21 protein-coding genes are annotated in these 21,815 nt (G+C 62.7%); 17 read left to right on the top strand and 4 right to left on the bottom strand.

Annotation, left to right across the window (positions count from 1 at the left end):
• Positions 1-222 precede the first annotated feature (222 nt).
• Positions 223-999 carry an FCD domain-containing protein gene (locus tag ACNFH5_RS23435; RefSeq protein ID WP_416750118.1) on the top strand — a complete coding sequence of 259 codons (777 nt, stop codon included), beginning with the start codon at positions 223-225 and terminating at the stop codon, positions 997-999.
• Positions 1,000-1,032: 33 nt separating this feature from the next.
• Here the strand turns inward: ACNFH5_RS23435 and smpB are convergent, their stop codons facing one another.
• Complete coding sequence (smpB, locus tag ACNFH5_RS23430; protein ID WP_017518965.1) at positions 1,033-1,512, bottom strand: SsrA-binding protein SmpB; 480 nt, start codon at positions 1,510-1,512, stop codon at positions 1,033-1,035.
• 176 nt (positions 1,513-1,688) lie between these two features.
• Between smpB and ACNFH5_RS23425 the strand changes: the two genes are divergently transcribed.
• On the top strand, positions 1,689-2,123 hold the full coding sequence (locus ACNFH5_RS23425) for a type II toxin-antitoxin system RatA family toxin (RefSeq protein WP_416750117.1): 435 nt from the start codon (positions 1,689-1,691) through the stop codon (positions 2,121-2,123).
• Positions 2,116-2,424, top strand: a complete 309-nt coding sequence (locus tag ACNFH5_RS23420) for an RnfH family protein (RefSeq protein ID WP_416750115.1) — start codon at positions 2,116-2,118, stop codon at positions 2,422-2,424. Before ACNFH5_RS23425 ends, ACNFH5_RS23420 begins: the two co-directional genes overlap by 8 nt.
• A gap of 89 nt (positions 2,425-2,513) precedes the next feature.
• On the opposite strand, the gene ACNFH5_RS23415 is transcribed toward ACNFH5_RS23420, so the two are convergent.
• Positions 2,514-3,050: an outer membrane protein assembly factor BamE gene (locus tag ACNFH5_RS23415; protein ID WP_416750113.1), complete on the bottom strand. Its 537-nt coding sequence runs from the start codon at positions 3,048-3,050 to the stop codon at positions 2,514-2,516.
• A 96-nt stretch (positions 3,051-3,146) separates the two neighbouring features.
• On the opposite strand from ACNFH5_RS23415, the gene fur reads away from it, so the two are divergent.
• Positions 3,147-3,551, top strand: a complete 405-nt coding sequence (gene fur / locus ACNFH5_RS23410) for a ferric iron uptake transcriptional regulator (RefSeq protein ID WP_009613072.1) — start codon at positions 3,147-3,149, stop codon at positions 3,549-3,551.
• A gap of 139 nt (positions 3,552-3,690) precedes the next feature.
• Here fur and recN read toward each other — a convergent pair whose 3' ends face one another.
• Positions 3,691-5,367, bottom strand: a complete 1,677-nt coding sequence (gene recN, locus ACNFH5_RS23405; protein ID WP_416750111.1) for a DNA repair protein RecN — start codon at positions 5,365-5,367, stop codon at positions 3,691-3,693.
• A gap of 210 nt (positions 5,368-5,577) precedes the next feature.
• Here recN and grpE point away from each other — a divergent pair, with 210 nt between their 5' ends.
• From grpE to ACNFH5_RS23360, 9 genes are all read left to right on the top strand, one after another.
• Complete coding sequence (gene grpE / locus ACNFH5_RS23400) at positions 5,578-6,141, top strand: nucleotide exchange factor GrpE (protein WP_416750109.1); 564 nt, start codon at positions 5,578-5,580, stop codon at positions 6,139-6,141.
• Positions 6,142-6,231: 90 nt separating this feature from the next.
• Positions 6,232-8,148 carry a molecular chaperone DnaK gene (gene dnaK, locus ACNFH5_RS23395; protein ID WP_045216722.1) on the top strand — a complete coding sequence of 639 codons (1,917 nt, stop codon included), beginning with the start codon at positions 6,232-6,234 and terminating at the stop codon, positions 8,146-8,148.
• Positions 8,149-8,270: 122 nt separating this feature from the next.
• A complete protein-coding gene (gene dnaJ / locus ACNFH5_RS23390; protein ID WP_038803372.1) occupies positions 8,271-9,401 on the top strand; it encodes a molecular chaperone DnaJ in 1,131 nt (376 codons plus the stop codon).
• A 57-nt stretch (positions 9,402-9,458) separates the two neighbouring features.
• Positions 9,459-10,265, top strand: coding sequence for a 4-hydroxy-tetrahydrodipicolinate reductase (gene dapB, locus ACNFH5_RS23385; RefSeq protein ID WP_413348048.1), 807 nt, complete (start codon positions 9,459-9,461; stop codon positions 10,263-10,265).
• Positions 10,266-10,453: 188 nt separating this feature from the next.
• On the top strand, positions 10,454-11,590 hold the full coding sequence (gene carA / locus ACNFH5_RS23380; RefSeq protein WP_236175218.1) for a glutamine-hydrolyzing carbamoyl-phosphate synthase small subunit: 1,137 nt from the start codon (positions 10,454-10,456) through the stop codon (positions 11,588-11,590).
• Between the two features lie 28 nt (positions 11,591-11,618).
• On the top strand, positions 11,619-12,272 hold the full coding sequence (gene leuE, locus ACNFH5_RS23375) for a leucine efflux protein LeuE (RefSeq protein WP_156160495.1): 654 nt from the start codon (positions 11,619-11,621) through the stop codon (positions 12,270-12,272).
• A gap of 19 nt (positions 12,273-12,291) precedes the next feature.
• The gene (carB, locus tag ACNFH5_RS23370) at positions 12,292-15,513 is read left to right on the top strand and encodes a carbamoyl-phosphate synthase large subunit (RefSeq protein WP_169936501.1); all 3,222 of its coding nucleotides are present in this window, start codon (positions 12,292-12,294) and stop codon (positions 15,511-15,513) included.
• Complete coding sequence (greA, locus tag ACNFH5_RS23365; protein ID WP_015478940.1) at positions 15,510-15,986, top strand: transcription elongation factor GreA; 477 nt, start codon at positions 15,510-15,512, stop codon at positions 15,984-15,986. Before carB ends, greA begins: the two co-directional genes overlap by 4 nt.
• Positions 15,987-15,996: 10 nt before the next feature.
• Positions 15,997-16,401, top strand: coding sequence for a DUF4149 domain-containing protein (locus ACNFH5_RS23360; RefSeq protein ID WP_416750352.1), 405 nt, complete (start codon positions 15,997-15,999; stop codon positions 16,399-16,401).
• Positions 16,402-16,443: 42 nt separating this feature from the next.
• On the opposite strand, the gene ACNFH5_RS23355 is transcribed toward ACNFH5_RS23360, so the two are convergent.
• Positions 16,444-16,758, bottom strand: coding sequence for a YhbY family RNA-binding protein (locus ACNFH5_RS23355; protein WP_015478938.1), 315 nt, complete (start codon positions 16,756-16,758; stop codon positions 16,444-16,446).
• A gap of 79 nt (positions 16,759-16,837) precedes the next feature.
• Between ACNFH5_RS23355 and rlmE the strand changes: the two genes are divergently transcribed.
• The 4 genes from rlmE to glmM all read left to right on the top strand — a co-directional run bounded on the left by rlmE (position 16,838) and on the right by glmM (position 21,795).
• A complete protein-coding gene (gene rlmE, locus ACNFH5_RS23350) occupies positions 16,838-17,461 on the top strand; it encodes a 23S rRNA (uridine(2552)-2'-O)-methyltransferase RlmE (RefSeq protein ID WP_045216738.1) in 624 nt (207 codons plus the stop codon).
• Between the two features lie 201 nt (positions 17,462-17,662).
• Positions 17,663-19,579 carry an ATP-dependent zinc metalloprotease FtsH gene (gene ftsH / locus ACNFH5_RS23345; protein WP_416750350.1) on the top strand — a complete coding sequence of 639 codons (1,917 nt, stop codon included), beginning with the start codon at positions 17,663-17,665 and terminating at the stop codon, positions 19,577-19,579.
• Between the two features lie 9 nt (positions 19,580-19,588).
• On the top strand, positions 19,589-20,458 hold the full coding sequence (gene folP, locus ACNFH5_RS23340; RefSeq protein WP_416750103.1) for a dihydropteroate synthase: 870 nt from the start codon (positions 19,589-19,591) through the stop codon (positions 20,456-20,458).
• Positions 20,455-21,795 carry a phosphoglucosamine mutase gene (gene glmM / locus ACNFH5_RS23335; protein ID WP_416750101.1) on the top strand — a complete coding sequence of 447 codons (1,341 nt, stop codon included), beginning with the start codon at positions 20,455-20,457 and terminating at the stop codon, positions 21,793-21,795. The genes folP and glmM overlap by 4 nt, the downstream gene beginning before the upstream one ends.
• The last annotated feature ends 20 nt before the right edge of the window (positions 21,796-21,815 follow it).

Here is a 21,815-nt window from a genome sequence, read left to right as displayed (position 1 = left end):
TGTCGTGCAATTCAGCTTGCGGTAAATTGGTAAGACCAATTTACAAGGCCGAGCGCTCAGGGTAAAAGCCCTGCTGGCGGCATGTCAATTTGCTGCCCTGCGACTTTTGTCGAGCGTGGTCGCAATGGCGTAGTGGTCTTGTTGCCGGCGGTGGCAGTGGTTAGGCTGCCGCGCCCTGCTCAGTAAGCGGGTTTTAGCGCGCTATCGAGGGAGTCCACGAAGATGAGTTTCGGTCAGGTCAAGCAACGCCGTCTGTCGGACGATATCGTCGAGCGGCTGGAAGCGATGATCCTCGAGGGCACCCTCAAGGCTGGTGAGCGACTGCCCGCCGAGCGTGTGCTGGCCGAGCAGTTCGGCGTGTCGCGGCCGTCACTGCGCGAGGCGATCCAGAAGCTGGGGGCCAAGGGCCTGTTGCTCAGTCGCCAGGGCGGCGGCAACTACGTCAGCGAAGGGCTGGGCTCGATGTTCAGCGATCCCCTGCTGCACCTGCTGGAGAGCAACCCCGAGGCGCAGCGCGACTTGCTGGAGTTCCGCCACACCCTGGAAGGCTCCTGCGCCTATTACGCCGCGCTGCGCGCTACCGAGGTGGATCACCAGCGCCTGACGCAGGCGTTCGATACGCTGCAGGACTGTTACCAGCGCGTGGGCAAGGTCAGTCGCGCGGAAGAGGGGGCGGCGGACGCAGCCTTTCACCTGGCCATCGCCGAAGCCAGCCACAACGCTGTGCTGTTGCACACGATTCGTGGCCTGTTCGACCTGCTCAAGCGCAACGTGGTGACCAATATCGGCGGGATGTACGCGCAGCGTGACGAAACCCGCGAGCAGCTGATGCGTCAGCACCGCGAGTTGTACGAGGCGATTATCGGCGGGCACGCGGAAGCGGCGCGGGAGATTTCCCAGCGGCATATCGACTACGTGCAGGAAGTGCTGGCCGAGGTGCAGGCGAAAGAGTTACGCCTGCAACGCGCACAGCGACGCCAGGGCGCAGTGGACGCCTGATCGGCAACGCGCCCCGCAAGAGGGCGCGAAGGTTCAGTCGTCCTTGCCGTGACGAATGGCGCGCTGGATTTCCCGGTCGGAGTCACGCTCCTTCTCGGTGCCGCGCTTGTCGTACTCTTTCTTGCCCTTGGCCAGTGCGATCTCGCACTTGATCAGGTGCTTCTTCCAGTACATCGACAGCGCGACGCAGGCGTAGCCTTTCTGCTGCACGGCACCGAACAGCTTGCCCAGCTCACGCTTGTGTAGCAGCAGCTTGCGCGTGCGCACCGGGTCGGCGATGACGTGGGTGCTGGCAGTGGTCAGCGGCGTGATGTGGCTGCCCAGCAGCCAGGCTTCGCCATCCTTGAGCAGCACGTAGCTGTCCACCAGCTGCGCCTTGCCGGCGCGCAGGCTTTTCACTTCCCAGCCGGCCAGGGCGACGCCCGCCTCGAAGCGCTGCTCGATGAAGTAGTCGTGCAGAGCCTTCTTGTTCTGCGCGATGGTCCCCGAAGGGTGTTTCTTCTGTTTAGCCATAGGCCGCGCATTATAGGGAGTCGCTCGCCGCGCCGCTATCGGGACAGCATGCGACGGCATGCAAGCTTGAGGGTGCGTGGCTAATCTCGGAGAATGCGCGCTGTTTTTTTGATCAGAGGGCGCTGATGTTCGGTCAGATGCCGGTCAGATGCCCCACAACACAAAGCGAGACGTCTATGAGCACGCATATCCAGCGTTCGGCCCTGTTGCCCTATCCGGCGAAGGCGCTGTACGACCTGGTCAACGATGTGGCGCGCTACCCGGAGTTCCTGCCCTGGTGTTCTGCCTCCACGGTGCTGGAGGACAGTGAAACGGCCATGCGCGCCGAACTGACCGTGGCCAAGGGCAGCATCACCCAGCGTTTCACCACCCGCAACGTGCTGGTGCCCGGGCAGAGCATCGAGATGAATCTCGAGGAAGGTCCCTTCACTCAGCTGCATGGCGTGTGGACGTTCAAGGCCCTGGGCGACAAGGCCTGCAAGATTTCCCTCGACCTCACCTTCGACTATGCCGGCGCGCTGGTGAAGGCCACCCTCGGCCCGTTGTTCACCCAGGCGGCGAACACCATGGTTGACGCTTTCTGCCAGCGCGCCAAGCAGCTGCATGGCTGAATCCACGAGCATCGCCATCGAGGTCGTCTACGCGTTGCCGGAGAAGCAGGCGCTGCTGCGCCTGAGTGTCCCGCGCGGCACGCGGATGCGCGAGGCGGTGGCGCTGTCCGGCATCGCCGCGCAATTTCCCGGCCTGGATGTGCAGAGCTGCCCGCTGGGCATCTTCGGCAAGGCGGTGCTCAGACCGGAGGAGCGTGTGCTGGAAGAGGGCGAGCGGGTGGAGATCTACCGCCCGCTGATCGCTGATCCGAAGGAAGTGCGTAAGCAGCGGGCCGCGCGGGCCAAGGCGGCGCGAGGCTGATTCCGATGCGATGCGTGATCCTCATGCGATGAAGGCACAGGCAACAAAAAGCCCGGCATAGGCCGGGCTTTTTCGTTGGAGCGAATCCCTTATTGCGGATTCTTGTCCAGAGGTTCCGGAGTCGGGATCGGTACGGTTTCCACCTGGTCGACTTCCTTCTGGATCTGCTCTTCCACGGAGCCGGGCTTGGCCGGTTCTTCCTTGGGTTGTTCGGGCTGCTGCTGCGGCGCTTCCGGGGCCAGCGGTGGGGTAACGCCGTCCTTGCCGAGGATCGACTCGTCGCGGCTGACGCCGGGCATGAAGTCGCCGTTGAGGCCGATCAGTTGATCGTTTGCGCCGAAGAACAGGCTCATCCGCTCCTGCTGGCGCTGACCGCCGCCGGGCTGGATGCTGTACAGGTAGTCCCAGCGATTGGGGTGGAAGGTGTCCACGATCAGGGGGTTGCCCATGATAAACCGCACTTGGCGCCGGGTCATTCCGGGCTTCAACTGGTCTATCATGTCCTGCGTTACAACGTTGCCCTGCTGGATATCGATCTTGTAGACCCCCGGGAACGAGCAACCGGCGAGTGCGGCGAGTCCCAGCCCGAAAGCGAGACTGGTCAGCATGAGCTTGGCGTTTTGCATCAAGGGGTGACTTCCACTATCTTGGCTGAGCGACGAAATCCCGATCATACCTGTATTGAGAGATGCTGCGAAGCATTCCGCGCCGAGAAAGCACACATGGTTGAAAATAGCGAACTGCGCAAAGCCGGACTGAAGGTCACACTGCCGCGCGTCAAGATCCTCCAGATGCTCGATTCCGCCGAGCAGCGCCACATGAGCGCAGAGGATGTTTACAAAGCGCTGATGGAGGCGGGTGAGGACGTTGGTCTGGCCACTGTCTACCGCGTCCTGACCCAGTTCGAAGCCGCCGGCCTGGTGGTGCGCCACAACTTCGATGGCGGCCATGCCGTCTTCGAACTGGCCGACAGCGGTCACCATGACCACATGGTCTGCGTCGATACCGGCGAAGTCATCGAGTTCATGGACTCGGAAATCGAGAAACGCCAGAAGGAGATCGTCAAGGAGCGCGGCTTCGAGCTCGTCGATCACAATCTGGTGCTCTACGTGCGCAAGAAGAAATAAGCGTACGCAGATGCAAAAGCGGCGACCCTCGGGTCGCCGTTTTCGTTTGGGGCTTCCATGTAGGAGCGAGCCTGCTCGCGAACAAAATTCCCGGTTGCCTCAGGGCCAAGCAGTTCGCGAGCGAGCTCGCTCCTACAGGTCAGTTCTGGACTGCGGAATCGACCATCTTGCGAGCGTGGGCCAGGGATTCCTTGGTCAGGTCGACGCCGCCGAGCATGCGGGCGATTTCTTCGATGCGCTCGGACTTCTTCAGGTTGGCCACGGCGGTACGGGTTTCGCTGGTGTCGCGGTCCTTGTGGACGAACAGGTGCTGGTGTCCCTGTGCTGCGACTTGCGGCAAATGGGTGACCGTCAGTACCTGGCCGCGATCGCCCAGGCGGCGCAGCAGTTGGCCGACGACTTCGGCGGTGGGGCCGCCGATGCCAACATCCACTTCGTCAAAGACCAGCGTGGGAGTGCGTGAGGTCTGCGCGGTGATCACCTGGATCGCCAGGCTGATGCGCGACAATTCGCCGCCCGAGGCAACCTTGGCCAGGCCCTTCAGTGGTTGGCCGGGGTTGGCGCTGACGAGGAACTCCAGCTGTTCCAGACCATTCACCTGAGGCTCATCGGAAGTGGCGTCGCGCAGTTCGATGGCGAAGCGGCCCCCCGGCATCCCCAGTCGCTGCATCTCCACTTCCACGGCCTTGGCAAGTTGCGGTGCGGCGGTGCGACGAAGCTGGCTGAGCTCTGCGGCCTTCTCCTGGTAATGGCGGGCGTAGGCGGCGAGCTCCTCGCCCAGGCGGTCGACGGCTTCGTCGTCGGCGTTCAGCGCTTCGAGTTCGTCCAGCAGACGCTGCTGCAAATCCTGTAGTTCATGGGGCTGGACGCGGTGTTTGCGCGCGAGGCTATAGATGGTGTCCATCCGCTCTTCCAGTTGCTGAAGGCGCAGGGGGTCGGCGTCGAAGTGGTCGACGAAGCGGTTCAGTTCGCCGATGGCCTCTTCCACCTGGATTTGCGCGCTGGACAGCAGGTTCACCGCTTCGCCCAGCGCGGCGGGCTGGCTCTGGAAAGCGGTGAGGCGGTTGAGGCTGGAGGTCAGCGCCGACAGCACGTTGCCGGCATCGCTCTCGCTGCACAGTTCGACTACTTGGCGGCAGGCGGCGATCAGGCTGCCGGCATTGCTCTGAGTCTTGTGCTCGGCCTCCAGTGACTCCAGTTCGTTGTCGCCCAGGCCGAGGTTTTCCAGCTCTTCCAGCTGATAACTGAGTAGTTGGTGGCGGGCGCGCTGCTCTTCGCCGTTGCGCGACAGGCGGTCCAGTTCCTGGCGGGTCTGCTTCCAGCGCTGCGCGGCAAGATGCACCTGGCGCGCCAGGTCCTGACTGCCGGCGTACTCGTCGAGCAGGCGGCGGTGGGTATCGGCCTTGAGCAGCGACTGATGCTCATGCTGGCTGTGGATATCGATCAGCAACTCGCCCAGGTGCTTGAGGTCGCCCAGCGGGCAGGGTGAGCCGTTGATGTAGGCGCGCGAACGGCCTTCGGCGGTGATCACTCGGCGCAGGATGCACGGCCCGTCCTGCTCCAGGTCGCGCTCGGCGAGCCAGTCGCGGGCTTCGGCAATCGCACTGACATCGAAGCTGGCGAGAATGTCTGCCTTGTCGGAGCCGGGGCGCACCACGCCGCTGTCGGCGCGGTCACCGAGGGCGAGGCCGAGGGCGTCGAGCATGATCGACTTGCCGGCGCCCGTCTCGCCGGTGATCACGGTCATGCCGGCGGCGAGCTCGAGATCGAGGTGCTCGACGATGGCGTAGTTGTGCACAGACAGGTGAACCAGCATGGGCGGCGGCTCCGTAGAAATGTCTGGTTATTTATACAGTATTTTCGGCCGCTGGCAATTCTCCTTCGTCGTCTGTGGGGTGCTTGATGTGGGTGCCTTGAGCTTGCCGCCCTTGAAGTCAAAAAAAGGCGCCCCATATAGTCGGCAGAGCCGCGGACCATTGGGTTCGCTTTGTTTTCAAAGGCTTATTTTCTTTTTTAGGAGAGTGGCATGTCTGACGAACAACAGACTCAGGATTCCCAGTTCAACGAGCAGCCGGAAACCGGCGCTACCGGGGACCTGAACGCCCGCGTGCTGGAGCTGGAAGAACAGGTCGCCGCGGCGAAGGATCAAAGCCTGCGTGCCGTCGCTGAATTGCAGAACGTCCGCCGCCGTGCCGAGCAGGACGTGGAGAAGGCGCACAAGTTCGCCCTGGAGAAATTCGCCGGCGACCTGCTGCCGATCGTCGATACCCTCGAGCGCGCGCTGGAGATGTCGAACCCGGAAGACGAAGCAATCAAGCCGATGCGCGAAGGCATCGAGCTGACGCTGAAGATGTTCCACGACACGCTGGCGCGCTACAACCTCGAGCCGGTCGACCCGCACGGCGAGCCGTTCAACCCCGAACACCACCAGGCCATGGCCATGGAAGAGAGCATCCGTCTCGAGCCGGGTAGCGTGGTCAAGGTGTTCCAGAAGGGTTACCTGCTCAACGGTCGCCTGCTGCGTCCGGCCATGGTCGTGGTCAGCAAGGCACCTGAACAAACTCCGCCTTCGATCGACGAGAAGGCTTGAAATCCACCACCCGGTCCCCATCTGGGTAATCAACCGAGCCAAAGACCCGCAACAGGGTCAGCGCGGAATCTAATTTCTGGAGAGTGAAATATGGGCAAAATCATTGGTATCGACCTGGGGACCACCAACTCCTGTGTGTCCATCCTGGAGAACGGTAACGTCAAGGTCATCGAGAACGCCGAAGGCGCTCGTACCACCCCGTCGATCATCGGCTACGCCAACGACGGCGAAATCCTGGTAGGTCAGCCGGCCAAGCGCCAGGCCGTGACCAACCCGACCAACACCCTGTACGCCGTGAAGCGCCTGATTGGCCGTCGCTTCGAAGAAGACGTCGTACAGAAAGACATCAAGATGGTGCCGTACAAGATCGTCAAGGCTGACAATGGCGACGCCTGGGTCGAGGCCAAGGGTCAGAAGATGGCTCCGCCGCAGGTCTCCGCTGAAGTCCTGAAAAAGATGAAGAAGACCGCCGAGGATTACCTGGGCGAGCCGGTCACCGAAGCAGTCATCACCGTTCCGGCCTACTTCAACGACAGCCAGCGTCAAGCCACCAAGGACGCCGGCCGCATCGCCGGTCTGGACGTCAAGCGCATCATCAACGAACCGACCGCGGCCGCGCTGGCCTACGGCCTGGACAAGGCCAAGGGCGACCACACCATCATCGTGTATGACCTGGGCGGCGGTACCTTCGACGTTTCCGTGATCGAGATCGCAGAAGTCGATGGCGAGCACCAGTTCGAAGTACTGGCCACCAACGGCGACACCTTCCTGGGTGGTGAAGACTTCGACCTGCGCCTGATCGACTACCTCGTCGAGGAATTCAAGAAAGAATCCGGCATGGACCTCAAGGGCGACCCGCTGGCCATGCAGCGCCTGAAGGAAGCGGCCGAAAAAGCCAAGATCGAGCTGTCCTCGACCCAGCAGACCGACGTCAACCTGCCGTACGTCACCGCTGACGCCTCGGGCCCGAAACACCTGAACGTCAAGGTTTCCCGCGCCAAGCTGGAATCCCTGGTGGAAGACCTGGTCACCCGTACCATCGAGCCGTGCCGCGTTGCGCTCAAGGACGCAGGCCTGGACGTGTCGAAGATCGACGAAGTGATCCTGGTCGGCGGCCAGACCCGCATGCCGCTGGTGCAGAAGACCGTTGCCGAGTTCTTCGGCAAGGAAGCGCGCAAGGACGTCAACCCGGACGAAGCCGTTGCCATGGGTGCTGCCATCCAGGGCGCCGTACTGGCCGGCGATGTGAAGGACGTGCTGCTGCTTGACGTCACCCCGCTGACCCTGGGCATCGAAACCCTCGGTGGCGTGATGACCGCGCTGATCGACAAGAACACCACCATCCCGACCAAGAAGTCGCAGGTGTTCTCCACTGCCGATGACAACCAGGGCGCCGTGACCATCCACGTTCTGCAGGGCGAGCGCAAGCAAGCCGGCCAGAACAAGTCGCTGGGCAAGTTCGACCTGGCCGACATCCCGCCGGCTCCGCGCGGTGTGCCGCAGATCGAAGTGACCTTCGACATCGACGCCAACGGCATCCTGCATGTGGGCGCCAAGGACAAGGCCACCGGCAAGCAGCAGTCCATCGTGATCAAGGCCTCTTCCGGTCTGTCCGAGGACGAGATCCAGCAGATGGTCCGCGACGCCGAAGCGAATGCCGAGGAAGACCGCAAGTTCGAGGAGCTGGCCGCAGCCCGCAACCAGGGCGACGCGCTGGTTCACGCCACTCGCAAGATGGTCACCGAGGCTGGCGACAAGGCCACTGCCGAGGAGAAGGCTGCCATCGAGAAAGCTCTCGGCGAGCTGGAAGTTGCCGTGAAAGGCGACGACAAGGCCGAGATCGAAGCGAAGATGAACGCGCTGTCCCAGGCGTCCACCCCGCTGGCGCAGAAGATGTACGCCGAACAGCCGCAGCCGGGTGCTGCCGCTCAGGGCGAGGCTGCTGACGACAAGGCTGGCGACGATGTCGTCGACGCCGAGTTCGAAGAGGTCAAGGAGAACAAGTAAGCCGCGTGCTTGCTTCCGCTCCGGCGCACCGATCAGCGTGTCGGTGCGCATGAAACGTCACGCGGGGGCTTGCTCCCGCGTTGGCGTGTCTGGGGGAACGGTTTTTAGAGTGCAGGAAAGTTATGGCCAAACGTGATTTTTACGAGGTACTGGGTGTCGAGCGCGGCGCCAGCGAAGCGGACCTGAAGAAGGCCTATCGCCGGCTCGCCATGAAGTTCCACCCGGACCGCAATCCCGGCGACAAGGAGGCCGAGGATAAATTCAAGGAGGCCAACGAGGCGTACGAGGTCCTGTCCGACGCCAGCAAGCGCGCGGCCTACGACCAGTACGGCCATGCCGGCGTCGACCCGCAGATGGGTGGCGGCGGTGCCGGCTTCGGCGGCGCGAGCTTCTCGGACATCTTCGGCGATGTCTTCAGTGATTTCTTCGGTGGCGGCGGCGGTCGCGGCGGTTCCCGTGGCGGCCCGGCCCGTGGCGCGGACCTGCGCTACACCCTCGATCTCGACCTGGAAGACGCAGTTCGCGGCACCACCGTGACCATTCGCGTTCCCACCCTGGTCGGCTGCAAAACCTGCAGCGGCAGCGGCGCCAAGCCCGGTACCACGCCGGTCACCTGTACCACTTGTGGTGGTATCGGCCAAGTGCGCATGCAGCAGGGCTTCTTCTCGGTGCAGCAGACCTGCCCGCGTTGCCATGGCAGCGGCAAGATGATCACCGACCCCTGTGGTTCCTGCCATGGCCAGGGTCGGGTGGAAGAGCACAAGACCCTGTCGGTGAAAGTGCCGGCCGGCGTCGATACTGGTGACCGCATCCGCCTGACCGGCGAAGGCGAGGCCGGCGCCCATGGTGGCCCGGCGGGCGACCTTTACGTAGTGGTGAACGTGCGCGAGCACGACATCTTCCAGCGCGACGGCAAGCACCTGTACTGCGAGGTACCGATCAGCTTCGCCGATGCCGCCCTGGGTGGCGAGCTGGAAGTGCCGACCCTGGATGGCCGCGTGAAGCTGAAGATTCCCGAAGGCACCCAGACCGGCAAGCTGTTCCGCCTGCGCGGCAAGGGCGTTGCCCCGGTGCGCGGCGGCGGTGCTGGCGACCTGATGTGTCGCGTGGTCGTGGAGACGCCCGTGCAACTGGACAAGCGTCAGCGCGAACTCCTTGAAGAGTTCCGCGGTACCCTGCAGGGCAACTCTTCCAATTCGCCCAAGGCCAGTGGCTGGTTCGAGGGCATGAAGCGCTTCTTCGACGATCTATGATGCAGGGCCCCGGCGATGCGAATCGTCCGGGGCTTTTTTAGCTGGGAGCTGTTTTATATGCGACGTATAGCCGTAATGGGCGCCGCCGGGCGCATGGGCAAGACCCTGATTGAAGCTGTCCAGCAGACCAATGGCAGCGCAGGCCTGACTGCGGCGGTCGACCGCCCGGACAGCACGCTGGTGGGCGCTGACGCGGGCGAACTGGCCGGCCTGGGTCGTATCGGCGTGCCGCTGTCGGGCGACCTGGCCAAGGTGGTCGACGAGTTCGACGTGCTGATCGACTTCACCCACCCGACCGTGACCCTGAAGAACCTGGAAGTCTGCCGTAAGGCCGGCAAGGCCATGGTTATCGGCACTACCGGCTTCTCCGCGGCGGAGAAGGAACTGCTGAACGAAGCGGCGAAGGATATTCCGATCGTCTTCGCGGCCAACTACAGCGTCGGCGTGAACCTCTGCCTGAAGCTGCTCGACACCGCTGCCCGCGTTCTGGGTGACGACGTGGATATCGAGATCCTCGAGGCGCACCACCGCCACAAGGTCGACGCGCCTTCCGGCACCGCGCTACGCATGGGTGAAGTGGTTGCCAATGCGCTGGGTCGGGATCTGGAGAAAGTGGCTGTGTACGGTCGTGAAGGCCAGACCGGCGCCCGTCCGCGCGAGACCATCGGCTTCGCCACCGTGCGTGCTGGCGATGTAGTGGGCGATCACACCGTGTTGTTCGCTGCTGATGGCGAGCGCGTGGAGATCACTCACAAGGCCTCGAGCCGCATGACCTTCGCTCGCGGTGCCGTGCGTGCGGCACAGTGGCTGGAAGGGCAGGCCAACGGCCTGTACGACATGCAGGACGTGCTCGGCCTTCGCTGAGTGGTATGGCCATACGTCGTGCAAAAGGTGGACCATGATGTCGCATTTCTGTAAACTACAGCTTTAGTGTGTCCACTAAAAGCAGCGCAGCATGAATCACATAAAAAGCGGGATGACTTCTTCTGATGTCATCCCGCTTTTTTACAATCTGCGCACGCCCAGCCAGGCTTGAACTACGGGAGGTCTTCTTGACTAAGCCAGCCATACTTGCACTTGCCGACGGCAGCGTTTTTCGCGGTGAAGCCATCGGCGCCGACGGCCAGACCGTCGGAGAGGTGGTGTTCAACACCGCCATGACCGGCTACCAGGAAATCCTTACCGATCCTTCCTACGCCCAACAGATCGTCACCCTGACCTACCCGCACATCGGCAACACCGGCACCACGCCGGAAGATGCCGAGTCGAACAAGGTCTGGGCCGCCGGCCTGATCATTCGTGACCTGCCGCTGCTGTCCAGCAGCTGGCGCGACAAGCAGTCCCTGCCGGACTACCTGAAAGAGAACGGCACCGTTGCCATCGCTGGTATCGACACCCGTCGCCTGACTCGCATCCTGCGCGAAAAGGGTTCGCAGAACGGCTGCATCCTGGCTGGCGACGACGCCACCGAGGAAAAAGCTCTCGAACTGGCGCGCGGCTTCCCGGGCCTGAAAGGCATGGACCTGGCTAAAGTCGTGTCCTCCACCGAGAAGTACGAGTGGCGCTCCAGCGTCTGGAACCTGGAAACCGACAGCCACCCGGAAATCGCCGCCGCTGACCTGCCGTACCATGTAGTCGCCTATGACTTCGGCGTGAAGCTGAACATCCTGCGCATGCTGGTCGCCCGTGGTTGCCGCCTGACCGTCGTGCCGGCGCAGACCCCGGCCAGCGAAGTGCTCGCCCTGAACCCGGACGGCATCTTCCTCTCCAACGGCCCAGGCGACCCCGAGCCGTGCGACTACGCCATCCAGGCCATCCGCGAGTTCCTCGACACCGAGACGCCGATCTTCGGCATCTGCCTGGGGCACCAACTGCTGGCTCTGGCTTCCGGCGCCAAGACTGTGAAGATGGGCCACGGCCACCATGGCGCCAACCACCCGGTGCAGGACCTGGATTCCGGCGTGGTGATGATCACCAGCCAGAACCACGGATTCGCCGTGGATGAGGCAAGCATGCCGGCCAACCTGCGCGCTACCCACAAGTCGCTGTTCGACGGCACCCTGCAGGGCGTCGAGCGCACCGACAAGGTGGCCTTCAGCTTCCAGGGTCACCCGGAAGCCAGCCCTGGCCCGCACGACGTGGCTCCGCTGTTCGACCGCTTCATCGCGGCGATGGCCGAGCGCCGCTGAGACTGAGCCCGAAGAGGGGAAGAAGATGATGCCGACCCTGGGAATCACCGACCTCTGGACCTACGTCCTGGGTACATTGTTCATCGTCCTGCTGCCGGGGCCGAACTCGCTGTTCGTCCTCGCCACCGCCGCCCAGCGCGGCGTGGCCTCGGGCTATCGGGCGGCGAGCGCGGTGTTCCTCGGTGATGCGATCCTGATGTTCCTGTCGGCACTGGGTATCGCCTCGGTCCTCAAGGCCGAGCCGATGCTGTTCCTGGGGCTGAAGTACGTCGGCGCCGCGTACCTGTTCTATTTAGGGTTAGGCATGCTCCGCGGTGGTTGGCAGAAGCTGCGCCACCCGCTGGAAGCGGCCGCCGCGCCGGCGAAGGAAGTGGACGTCAACCAGCCGTTCCGCAAGGCGCTGCTGCTGAGCCTGTCCAACCCCAAGGCGATCCTCTTCTTCATCTCCTTCTTCATCCAGTTCGTCGACCCGGGCTACGCCTACCCCGGCCTGTCGTTCCTGGTACTGGGCACGATCCTCGAGATCATCAGCGCCCTGTACCTGAGCTTCCTGATTTTCTCCGGTGTGCGTCTGGCGGCCTGGTTCCGTCGGCGGCAACGGCTGGCTGCCGGCGCCTCGAGTGGCGTCGGCGCCCTGTTCGTCGGCTTTGGCGTGAAGCTGGCCAGCGCAACCCTTTCCTGAATATTGCAACGAGAGTCCCATGCCCAAGCGTACAGACATCAAGAGCATCCTGATCCTCGGCGCCGGCCCGATCGTCATCGGCCAGGCCTGTGAGTTCGACTACTCCGGCGCGCAGGCCTGCAAGGCCCTGAAGGAAGAAGGCTTCCGTGTCATCCTGGTGAACTCCAACCCGGCCACCATCATGACCGACCCGGCCATGGCCGATGCCACCTACATCGAGCCGATCAAGTGGCAGACCGTCGCCAAGATCATCGAGAAGGAGCGCCCTGACGCGCTGCTGCCGACCATGGGCGGCCAGACCGCTCTGAACTGCGCCCTGGACCTGGAGCGTCACGGCGTGCTTGAGCAGTTCGGCGTGGAAATGATCGGCGCCAACGCCGATACCATCGACAAGGCCGAAGATCGTTCGCGCTTTGACAAGGCCATGCGCGACATCGGCCTGGCCTGCCCGCGCTCGGGCATCGCGCACACCATGGAAGAAGCCTACGGCGTACTGGAGAAGGTCAACTTCCCGTGCATCATCCGTCCGTCCTTCACCATGGGTGGCACCGGCGGCGGCATCGCCTACAACCGCGAAGAATTCGAAGAAATCTGCACCCGTGGCCTGGACCTGTCGCCGACCAACGAGCTGCTGATCGACGAATCGCTGATCGGCTGGAAGGAATACGAGATGGAGGTTGTCCGCGACAAGAAGGACAACTGCATCATCGTCTGCGCCATCGAGAACTTCGACCCGATGGGCGTGCACACCGGTGACTCGATCACCGTAGCGCCCGCGCAGACCCTGACCGACAAGGAATACCAGATCATGCGCAACGCCTCGCTGGCGGTGCTGCGTGAGATCGGCGTGGAAACCGGCGGTTCCAACGTGCAGTTCGGCATCTGCCCGAACACCGGTCGCATGGTCGTGATCGAGATGAACCCGCGTGTATCGCGCTCCTCGGCGCTGGCTTCCAAGGCCACCGGCTTCCCGATCGCCAAGATCGCCGCCAAGCTGGCCGTCGGCTATACCCTCGACGAACTGCAGAACGACATCACCGGCGGCCGTACCCCGGCGTCCTTCGAGCCGGCGATCGACTACGTCGTCACCAAGATCCCGCGTTTCGCCTTCGAGAAATTCCCGAAAGCCGACGCCCGCCTGACCACCCAGATGAAATCCGTGGGTGAAGTCATGGCCATCGGCCGTACCTTCCAGGAGTCCGTGCAGAAAGCCCTGCGCGGCCTGGAAGTCGGCGCCACCGGTTTCGATCCCAAGCTCGACCTGAGCAACCCGGAAGCCGAGAGCATCCTCAAGCGCGAACTGACCGTGCCCAATGCCGACCGCATCTGGTACGTCGCCGACGCCTTCCGCGCCGGCAAGAGCATCGCCGAAGTCTTTGACCTGACCCGCATTGACGAGTGGTTCCTGGTGCAGATCGAAGACCTGATCAAGGACGAAGAGCGCGTCAAGACCCTGGGTCTGTCCGCGATCGATCGTGACCTGATGCTCAAGCTCAAGCGCAAGGGCTTCTCCGATGCCCGCCTGGCCACCCTGCTGGGTGTGACCGAGAAGAACCTGCGCAATCATCGCCACAAGCTCAAGGTGCTGCCGGTCTACAAGCGCGTCGACACCTGCGCCGCAGAGTTCGCCACCGACACCGCCTACATGTACTCGACCTACGAGGAAGAGTGCGAAGCCAATCCGTCGACTCGCGACAAGATCATGATCCTGGGCGGCGGTCCGAACCGTATCGGCCAGGGCATCGAGTTCGACTACTGCTGCGTACATGCCGCGCTGGCCATGCGTGAAGACGGTTACGAGACCATCATGGTCAACTGCAACCCGGAGACCGTCTCCACCGACTACGACACGTCCGACCGCCTGTACTTCGAGCCGGTAACCCTGGAAGACGTGCTGGAAATCGTCCGCGTCGAGCAGCCCAAGGGCGTCATCGTGCAGTACGGCGGCCAGACTCCGCTGAAACTCTGCCGTGCCCTGGAAGAAGCCGGCGTGCCGATCATCGGCACCAGCCCGGACGCCATCGACCGCGCCGAAGACCGCGAGCGCTTCCAGCAGATGGTCCAGCGCCTGAACCTGCGCCAGCCGGCCAACGCCACCGCGCGCAGTGAAGACCAGGCCCTGGAGCTGTCGAAGAACATCGGCTACCCGATGGTGGTGCGCCCGTCCTATGTACTGGGCGGCCGTGCGATGGAAATCGTCTACCAGGAAGAAGAGCTCAAGCGCTACATGCGCGAAGCCGTGAAGGTTTCCAACGACAGCCCGGTGCTGCTGGACCGCTTCCTGAACTGCGCCATCGAAGTCGACATCGATGCGGTGTGCGACGGCGAGACCGTGGTGATCGGCGCGATCATGCAGCACATCGAACAGGCTGGCGTGCACTCCGGTGACTCCGCCTGCTCGCTGCCGCCGTACTCGCTGCCGCAGCACATCCAGGACGAGATCCGCGAGCAGGTCAAGAAGATGGCCCTGGAGCTCGGCGTGGTCGGCCTGATGAACGTGCAGATGGCCGTTCAGGGTGAAGACATCTACGTGATCGAGGTGAACCCGCGCGCGTCCCGTACCGTACCGTTCGTCTCCAAGTGCATCGGCGAGTCGCTGGCGAAAGTGGCGGCCCGCGTCATGGCTGGCAAGTCCCTGGCCGAAGTCGGCTTCACCCAGGAGGTGATCCCGCCGTACTATAGCGTCAAGGAAGCGGTGTTCCCGTTCGCCAAGTTCCCCGGCGTCGACCCGATCCTCGGCCCAGAGATGAAGTCCACTGGCGAGGTGATGGGTGTCGGTGACAGCTTCGGTGAGGCATTCGCCAAGGCCCAGTTGGGCGCCAGCGAAATCCTGCCGAACGCCGGTTGCGCCTTCATCAGCGTCCGCGAGGACGACAAGCCGCAAGCCGTTCAGGTCGCCCGCGATCTGGTCGCGCTGGGCTTCGAAGTGGTTGCCACTGCTGGCACCGCCAAGGTGATCGAGGCTGCCGGCCTGCCGGTGCGTCGTGTGAACAAGGTGACCGAGGGTCGTCCTCACGTGGTCGACATGATCAAGAATGACGAAGTCACCCTGATCATCAACACCACCGAGGGTCGCCAGTCCATCGCTGACTCGTACTCCATCCGTCGAAACGCCCTGCAGCACAAGATCTACTGCACCACCACCATCGCGGCGGGTCAGGCGATCTGTGAGGCGCTCAAGTTCGGTCCCGAGAAGACCGTTCGCCGTCTGCAGGATCTCCATGCAGGAATCAACGCATGAGCAAATTTCCAATGACCGTCCAGGGCGCTCGCGCCCTGGAAGAAGAACTGAAACACCTGAAGACCGTTCTGCGCCCGCAGATCACCCAGGCCATTGCCGAAGCGCGTGAGCTGGGCGATCTGAAGGAAAACGCCGAGTACCACGCTGCTCGTGAACAGCAGGGCATGTCCGAAGCTCGCATCCGCGACATCGAGGCCAAGCTGTCCAACGCGCAGATCATCGACGTGACCACCATTCCGCACAGCGGCAAGGTGATCTTCGGCACCACCGTCGATATCGCCAACGTCGAGACCGACGAGACGGTGACCTACCAGATCGTCGGCGACGACGAGGCGGACATCAAGAACAGCAAGATCTCGGTCAACTCGCCGATCGCCCGTGCGCTGATCGGCAAGACCGAAGGCGACGCTGTTCTGGTGAAGACCCCGGGTGGCGACGTCGAGTACGAGATCGTTGAAGTCCGCCACGCCTGATCGGCAATCCCTGAACGCAGGCACCATCAGTTGGCTGCTGGCCCAGACATTCTGGGTCGGCGGCCTCTGGTTGCTGCAGTTCGTGGTGTTGCCGGCGCTGGACAAGATCGGCCTGGCGCCGCTCCTGGTGGAGGCGGTTTCCGATGCGCTGAAGCCGCTACTGCTGGGTTTTGCCGGATTCTGCGTGCTGCTCCAGTCCCTGGTGCTCTGGCAGGCGCGCGGATTCGCTGCCTTTGCCCGTGAAGCGCGGGGGCAGTTGCTGCTCACCGTGCTGGTGATGGCGGTGGCTTATTTCATGGTCCGCCAGGTAGCGCCGGACGCTCAGCGCTGGCTGCTGTTCAATTACCTGGTGGTAGCGCTATGCGGATTGCTGCTGGTGCTGCAGCCGGCGCCGGGGCGAGACGAACGGAGCTGACGCGGCGGAGCCTTGCCGGCTCCGCGTTGCCGGTCTTGACTGTCAGAGACCGCTGAAGCGGCTGATATTCGACAGGTTCTTGTTCGGCTTGGGATTGCGACGATAGATCAGTGCCATCTTGCCGATGGACTGAACCAGTTCGCAGCTGCCGTTCTGGCAGAGCTCGTCGATCAGCGCACGACGGTCGTCGCGTTCGGTGATGCGGAATTGCACCTTGATCAGTTCATGATCGTTGAGCGCGCGCTCAAGCTCGGCCATCACACCTTCCGAAAGACCGTTTTCAGCAACGGTCAATACGGGTTTCAGGTGATGCCCGATAGATTTGAACTGCTTTTTCTGCTCCTGAGAGAGCGCCATAATCTGACCCCTGGGAAAAAAGGCGGATATTCTACCCGAGTTTAGGTTGTACCGGGATGCCGCTCAGACGAGGTAATACGTGGCCCGTTCCAAGACTAGCCATCGCTGGCTGAAAGAACATTTCGACGATCCTTACGTGAAGATGGCACAGCGCGACGGCTACCGCTCGCGCGCCAGCTACAAACTGCTGGAAATCCAGGAGAAGGATCGCATCCTGCGTCCGGGCATGACCGTGGTCGACCTCGGCGCCGCCCCAGGCGGCTGGTCGCAGGTCACCAGTCGGGTGATCGGTGACAAGGGTACCCTGATCGCCTCGGACATCCTGCCGATGGACAGTATCCCGGACGTCACCTTCATTCAGGGCGACTTCACCGAAGACGAAGTCTTCGCCCAGTTGCTCGAGGCCATCGGAGAAAATCCGGTAGACCTTGTGATTTCCGATATGGCCCCCAATATGAGTGGATTGCCCGCCGTGGACATGCCCCGTGCGATGTTCCTCTGCGAGCTGGCCCTGGACCTGTGCACCCGTGTGCTGCGTCCGGGCGGCGATTTCCTGATCAAGATTTTCCAGGGCGAAGGTTTTGACGCTTACCACAAGATGGTTCGCGAGAACTTCGAGAAGGTGCAGATGCGCAAGCCGCTGTCCTCCCGCGACCGTTCCCGCGAGCAGTATCTGCTCGCACGGGGCTTTCGCGGCGCCTAGACTGGAATGATTGGGCCGGCTTTTGGTCTACGCCTTGCAGGTTTTGCTTGTACCGGTGAAAGCCGGGGTTCATAAAGGGTTACAGACGGCGCCTGCCTGGCGGCGGGCGTTGTGTAGTAATTTTGGCCGGAAGGAGTCTGGCCGTCGTGAGAAGCGGTTTCCAGGGCGGAGCCGGCTTCAGAGGGTAGTCAATTGAACGACATGGCAAAGAACCTGATTCTGTGGCTGATCATCGCGGCGGTACTCGTCACCGTGATGAACAACTTCTCCAGCCCGAGCGAGCCGCAGACGCTCAACTATTCCGACTTCATCCAGCAGGTGAAGGACGGCAAGGTCGAGCGCGTAACCGTCGACGGCTATGTCATCACTGGCAAGCGCCAGGATGGTGACACCTTCAAGACCATCCGCCCGGCGATCCAGGACAACGGCCTGATCGGCGACCTGGTCAATAACAACGTGGTTGTCGAAGGCAAGCAGCCGGAGCAGCAGAGCATCTGGACCCAGTTGCTGGTGGCGAGCTTCCCGATTCTGGTGATCATCGCCGTCTTCATGTTCTTCATGCGCCAGATGCAGGGCGGCGGCGGTGGCCGCGGTGGCCCGATGAGCTTCGGCAAGAGCAAGGCCCGCCTGTTGTCGGAAGACCAGGTGAAGACCACCTTTGCCGACGTTGCCGGTTGCGACGAGGCCAAGGAAGAAGTCAGCGAACTGGTGGAATTCCTCCGCGATCCGGGCAAGTTCCAGCGCCTGGGCGGTCGTATCCCGCGCGGCGTGCTGATGGTCGGCCCGCCCGGTACCGGTAAGACCCTGCTTGCCAAGGCGATTGCTGGCGAAGCCAAGGTGCCGTTCTTCACCATTTCCGGTTCGGACTTCGTGGAAATGTTCGTCGGCGTGGGCGCCTCGCGCGTTCGCGACATGTTCGACCAGGCCAAGAAGCACGCACCCTGCATCATCTTCATCGACGAGATCGACGCCGTCGGCCGCCATCGTGGCGCCGGTCTGGGCGGCGGTCACGACGAGCGCGAGCAGACCCTCAACCAGTTGCTGGTGGAGATGGACGGTTTCGAGATGAATGACGGCATTATCGTCATCGCTGCGACCAACCGCCCGGACGTGCTCGACCCCGCGCTGCTGCGCCCGGGCCGCTTCGACCGCCAGGTAGTGGTTGGCCTGCCGGACATTCGTGGTCGCGAACAGATCCTGAAAGTGCACATGCGCAAGGTCCCGCTGGGCGACAACGTCGATCCGGCCGTGATCGCGCGCGGTACCCCGGGCTTCTCCGGTGCAGACCTGGCCAACCTGGTCAACGAGGCTTCGCTGTTCGCCGCTCGTTCCAACAAGCGCATCGTGGACATGCGTGAGTTCGAGCTGGCCAAGGACAAGATCATGATGGGCGCAGAGCGCAAGACCATGGTCATGTCCGAGAAGGAGAAGAAGAACACCGCGTTCCACGAAGCCGGCCACGCCATCGTCGGCCGTCTGGTTCCGGAGCACGACCCGGTCTACAAGGTATCCATCATTCCGCGCGGTCGCGCCTTGGGCGTGACCATGTTCCTGCCGGAAGAGGATCGTTACAGCCTGTCCAAGCGCGCCCTGGAAAGCCAGATCTGCTCGCTGTTCGGTGGCCGTATCGCCGAAGAGATGACCCTGGGCTTCGAAGGTGTTACCACTGGCGCCTCCAACGACATCATGCGTGCTACCCAGCTGGCACGGAACATGGTGACCAAGTGGGGTCTGTCGGAAAAACTCGGCCCGCTGATGTACGCGGAAGAGGAGGGCGAGGTCTTCCTCGGTCGTAGTGCTGGTGGTCAGCACTCCAATATCTCCGGCGAGACTGCCAAGCTGATCGACCAGGAAGTGCGCCGCATCATCGACGACTGCTACGGCACCGCCAAGCGCCTGCTGGAAGAGAATCGTGACAAGCTCGACATGATGGCTGACGCGCTGATGAAGTACGAAACCATCGATGCCGACCAGATCGACGACATCATGGCCGGCCGCGAGCCGCGCGAGCCGCGCGACTGGCAGGGCGGCAACTCCGGTTCCTCCGGCAATGCTGCCTCGCCGCGCGACGAAGGTCGCCAGGAAAATCCGATTGGCGGGCCCGCCGGCGAACACTGAGAGCACTGAATGAGTTCGTTGTACCACCCGACCCGGTTGCCTTGCGGCAACCGGGTTCTTGATTTAAGCCGCCCGCACGTCATGGGCATCCTCAATGTCACCCCCGATTCCTTCTCCGACGGTGGGCGTTTCAGCCAGCACGATGCGGCGTTGCGTCATGCGGCGCATATGGTCGCGGCCGGCGCCACGCTGATCGATATCGGTGGTGAGTCGACGCGTCCCGGTGCGCGCATGGTCTCGCCGACCGAAGAGTTGGAGCGCGTGGCGCCAGTGGTCGAGGCCATTGCGCGCGAGCTGGATGTGGTCATCTCCGTGGATACCTCCACTCCCGCAGTGATGCGTGAAACTGCGCGCCTCGGGGCTGGCCTGATCAATGATGTGCGTTCACTGCAGCGCGATGGCGCCCTGGATGCTGCGTTTGATACCGGGCTTCCGGTGTGTCTGATGCACATGCGCGGGGAGCCCGGGAACATGCAGGATGATCCACGCTATCCAGACATTCTTCAGGAAGTCCGAGGTTTCCTCGAGGAGCGTATTGCCGTCTGCGAAGCCGTCGGTATTGCTCGGGAGCGGATCGTCATCGATCCTGGCTTAGGCTTCGCCAAGACTCAGAGCCACAACCTCAACCTGTTCCGCCAGATGGACAGGTTGATGGAAATGGGTTGCCCGTTGCTGGTCGGTGTCTCGCGCAAGAGCATGATCGGCCGCGCGCTGGGTCGCGAAGTAGGAGAGCGCCTGTATGGCAGTCTCGCGCTGGCCGCTCTCGCGGTAACCAAGGGAGCCAGTATTATCCGCGTTCATGATGTCGCCGAGACGGTGGACGTGGTTCGAATGATTCACGCAGTGGAAAGTGCAAAGGAAGAGGGGATGCCCGCATGAGCAGGAAGTATTTTGGTACCGATGGAATTCGCGGCCGCGTTGGCACGCCGCCGATCACGCCGGAGTTCGTGCTCAAGTTGGGCTGGGCCGTGGGCATGGCCTTCCGTCAGCAGGGCAAGTGCCGTGTGCTGGTGGGCAAGGACACGCGGATTTCCGGCTACATGTTCGAATCCGCACTGGAAGCAGGCCTGTCCGCCGCTGGTGCTGACGTGATGCTGCTGGGGCCGATGCCGACGCCGGGCATCGCATACCTGACCCGCACCTTCCATGCCGAAGCCGGCATCGTAATCAGTGCTTCGCACAACCCGCATGACGACAACGGCATCAAGTTCTTCTCCGGTCAGGGCACCAAGCTGCCCGATGAGGTCGAACTGATCATCGAGGAGCTGCTCGATGCGCCGATGACCGTGGTGGAGTCTGCCCGCCTGGGCAAGGTGTCGCGCATCAACGACGCCGCTGGCCGTTACATCGAATTCTGCAAAAGCAGTGTGCCGTCGAACACCAGTTTCGCCGGTCTGCGCATTGCCCTGGATTGCGCCCATGGCGCGACCTACAAGATCGCACCCAACGTATTCCGCGAGCTGGGTGCCGAAGTCTTCGTCATCGGTGCCGAGCCCAATGGCCTGAACATCAACGACAAGTGCGGCTCAACCCATATGGGGGCGCTGCAGGAGTCCGTGCTCGCCAATCACGCCGATATCGGCATCGCCTTCGACGGCGATGGCGACCGGGTGATGATGGTCGATCACACTGGCACCATCGTCGATGGTGACGAGATTCTCTATCTCATTGCGCGTGACATGCTTGATCGCGGCAAGCTGCATGGCGGTGTGGTCGGGACGCTGATGAGCAACCTGGGCCTCGAGCTTGCCCTGCAGGACCTGCATATCCCCTTCGCTCGCGCCAAGGTGGGCGACCGCTACGTAATGTCAGAGCTCCAATCGCGCAACTGGCAGTTGGGCGGCGAGAATTCGGGGCACGTGGTCTGCTGCCAGCACACCACTACCGGTGATGCAATCATCGCGGCCCTGCAGGTGCTGATGGCGCTCAAGACGCGCGGGCAGAACCTGGCGGAGGCGCGCATGGGTATTCGCAAATGCCCGCAGGTGCTGATCAATGTTCGCTTCGCGGGCGGTGGTATCGATCCGCTGGAGCATCCGGCGGTGAAGGAGGCTTGTGCCAAGGTGACCGAGGAAATGGCTGGTCGCGGTCGCGTCCTGCTGCGCAAATCCGGTACCGAGCCGTTGGTGCGCGTGATGGTCGAGGGTGATGAAGAGGCTCGCGTTCGCGCCTATGCCGAACAGCTGGCAAAAGTCGTTACAGAGGTATGTGCTTGATTTCTCTTGTCAGTTCCCAA

The sequence above is a fragment of the Pseudomonas sp. NY15435 genome (assembly GCF_048068295.1).
Lineage (GTDB): Bacteria > Pseudomonadota > Gammaproteobacteria > Pseudomonadales > Pseudomonadaceae > Pseudomonas.
This window is presented reverse-complemented; position numbering and strand designations above follow the sequence as displayed.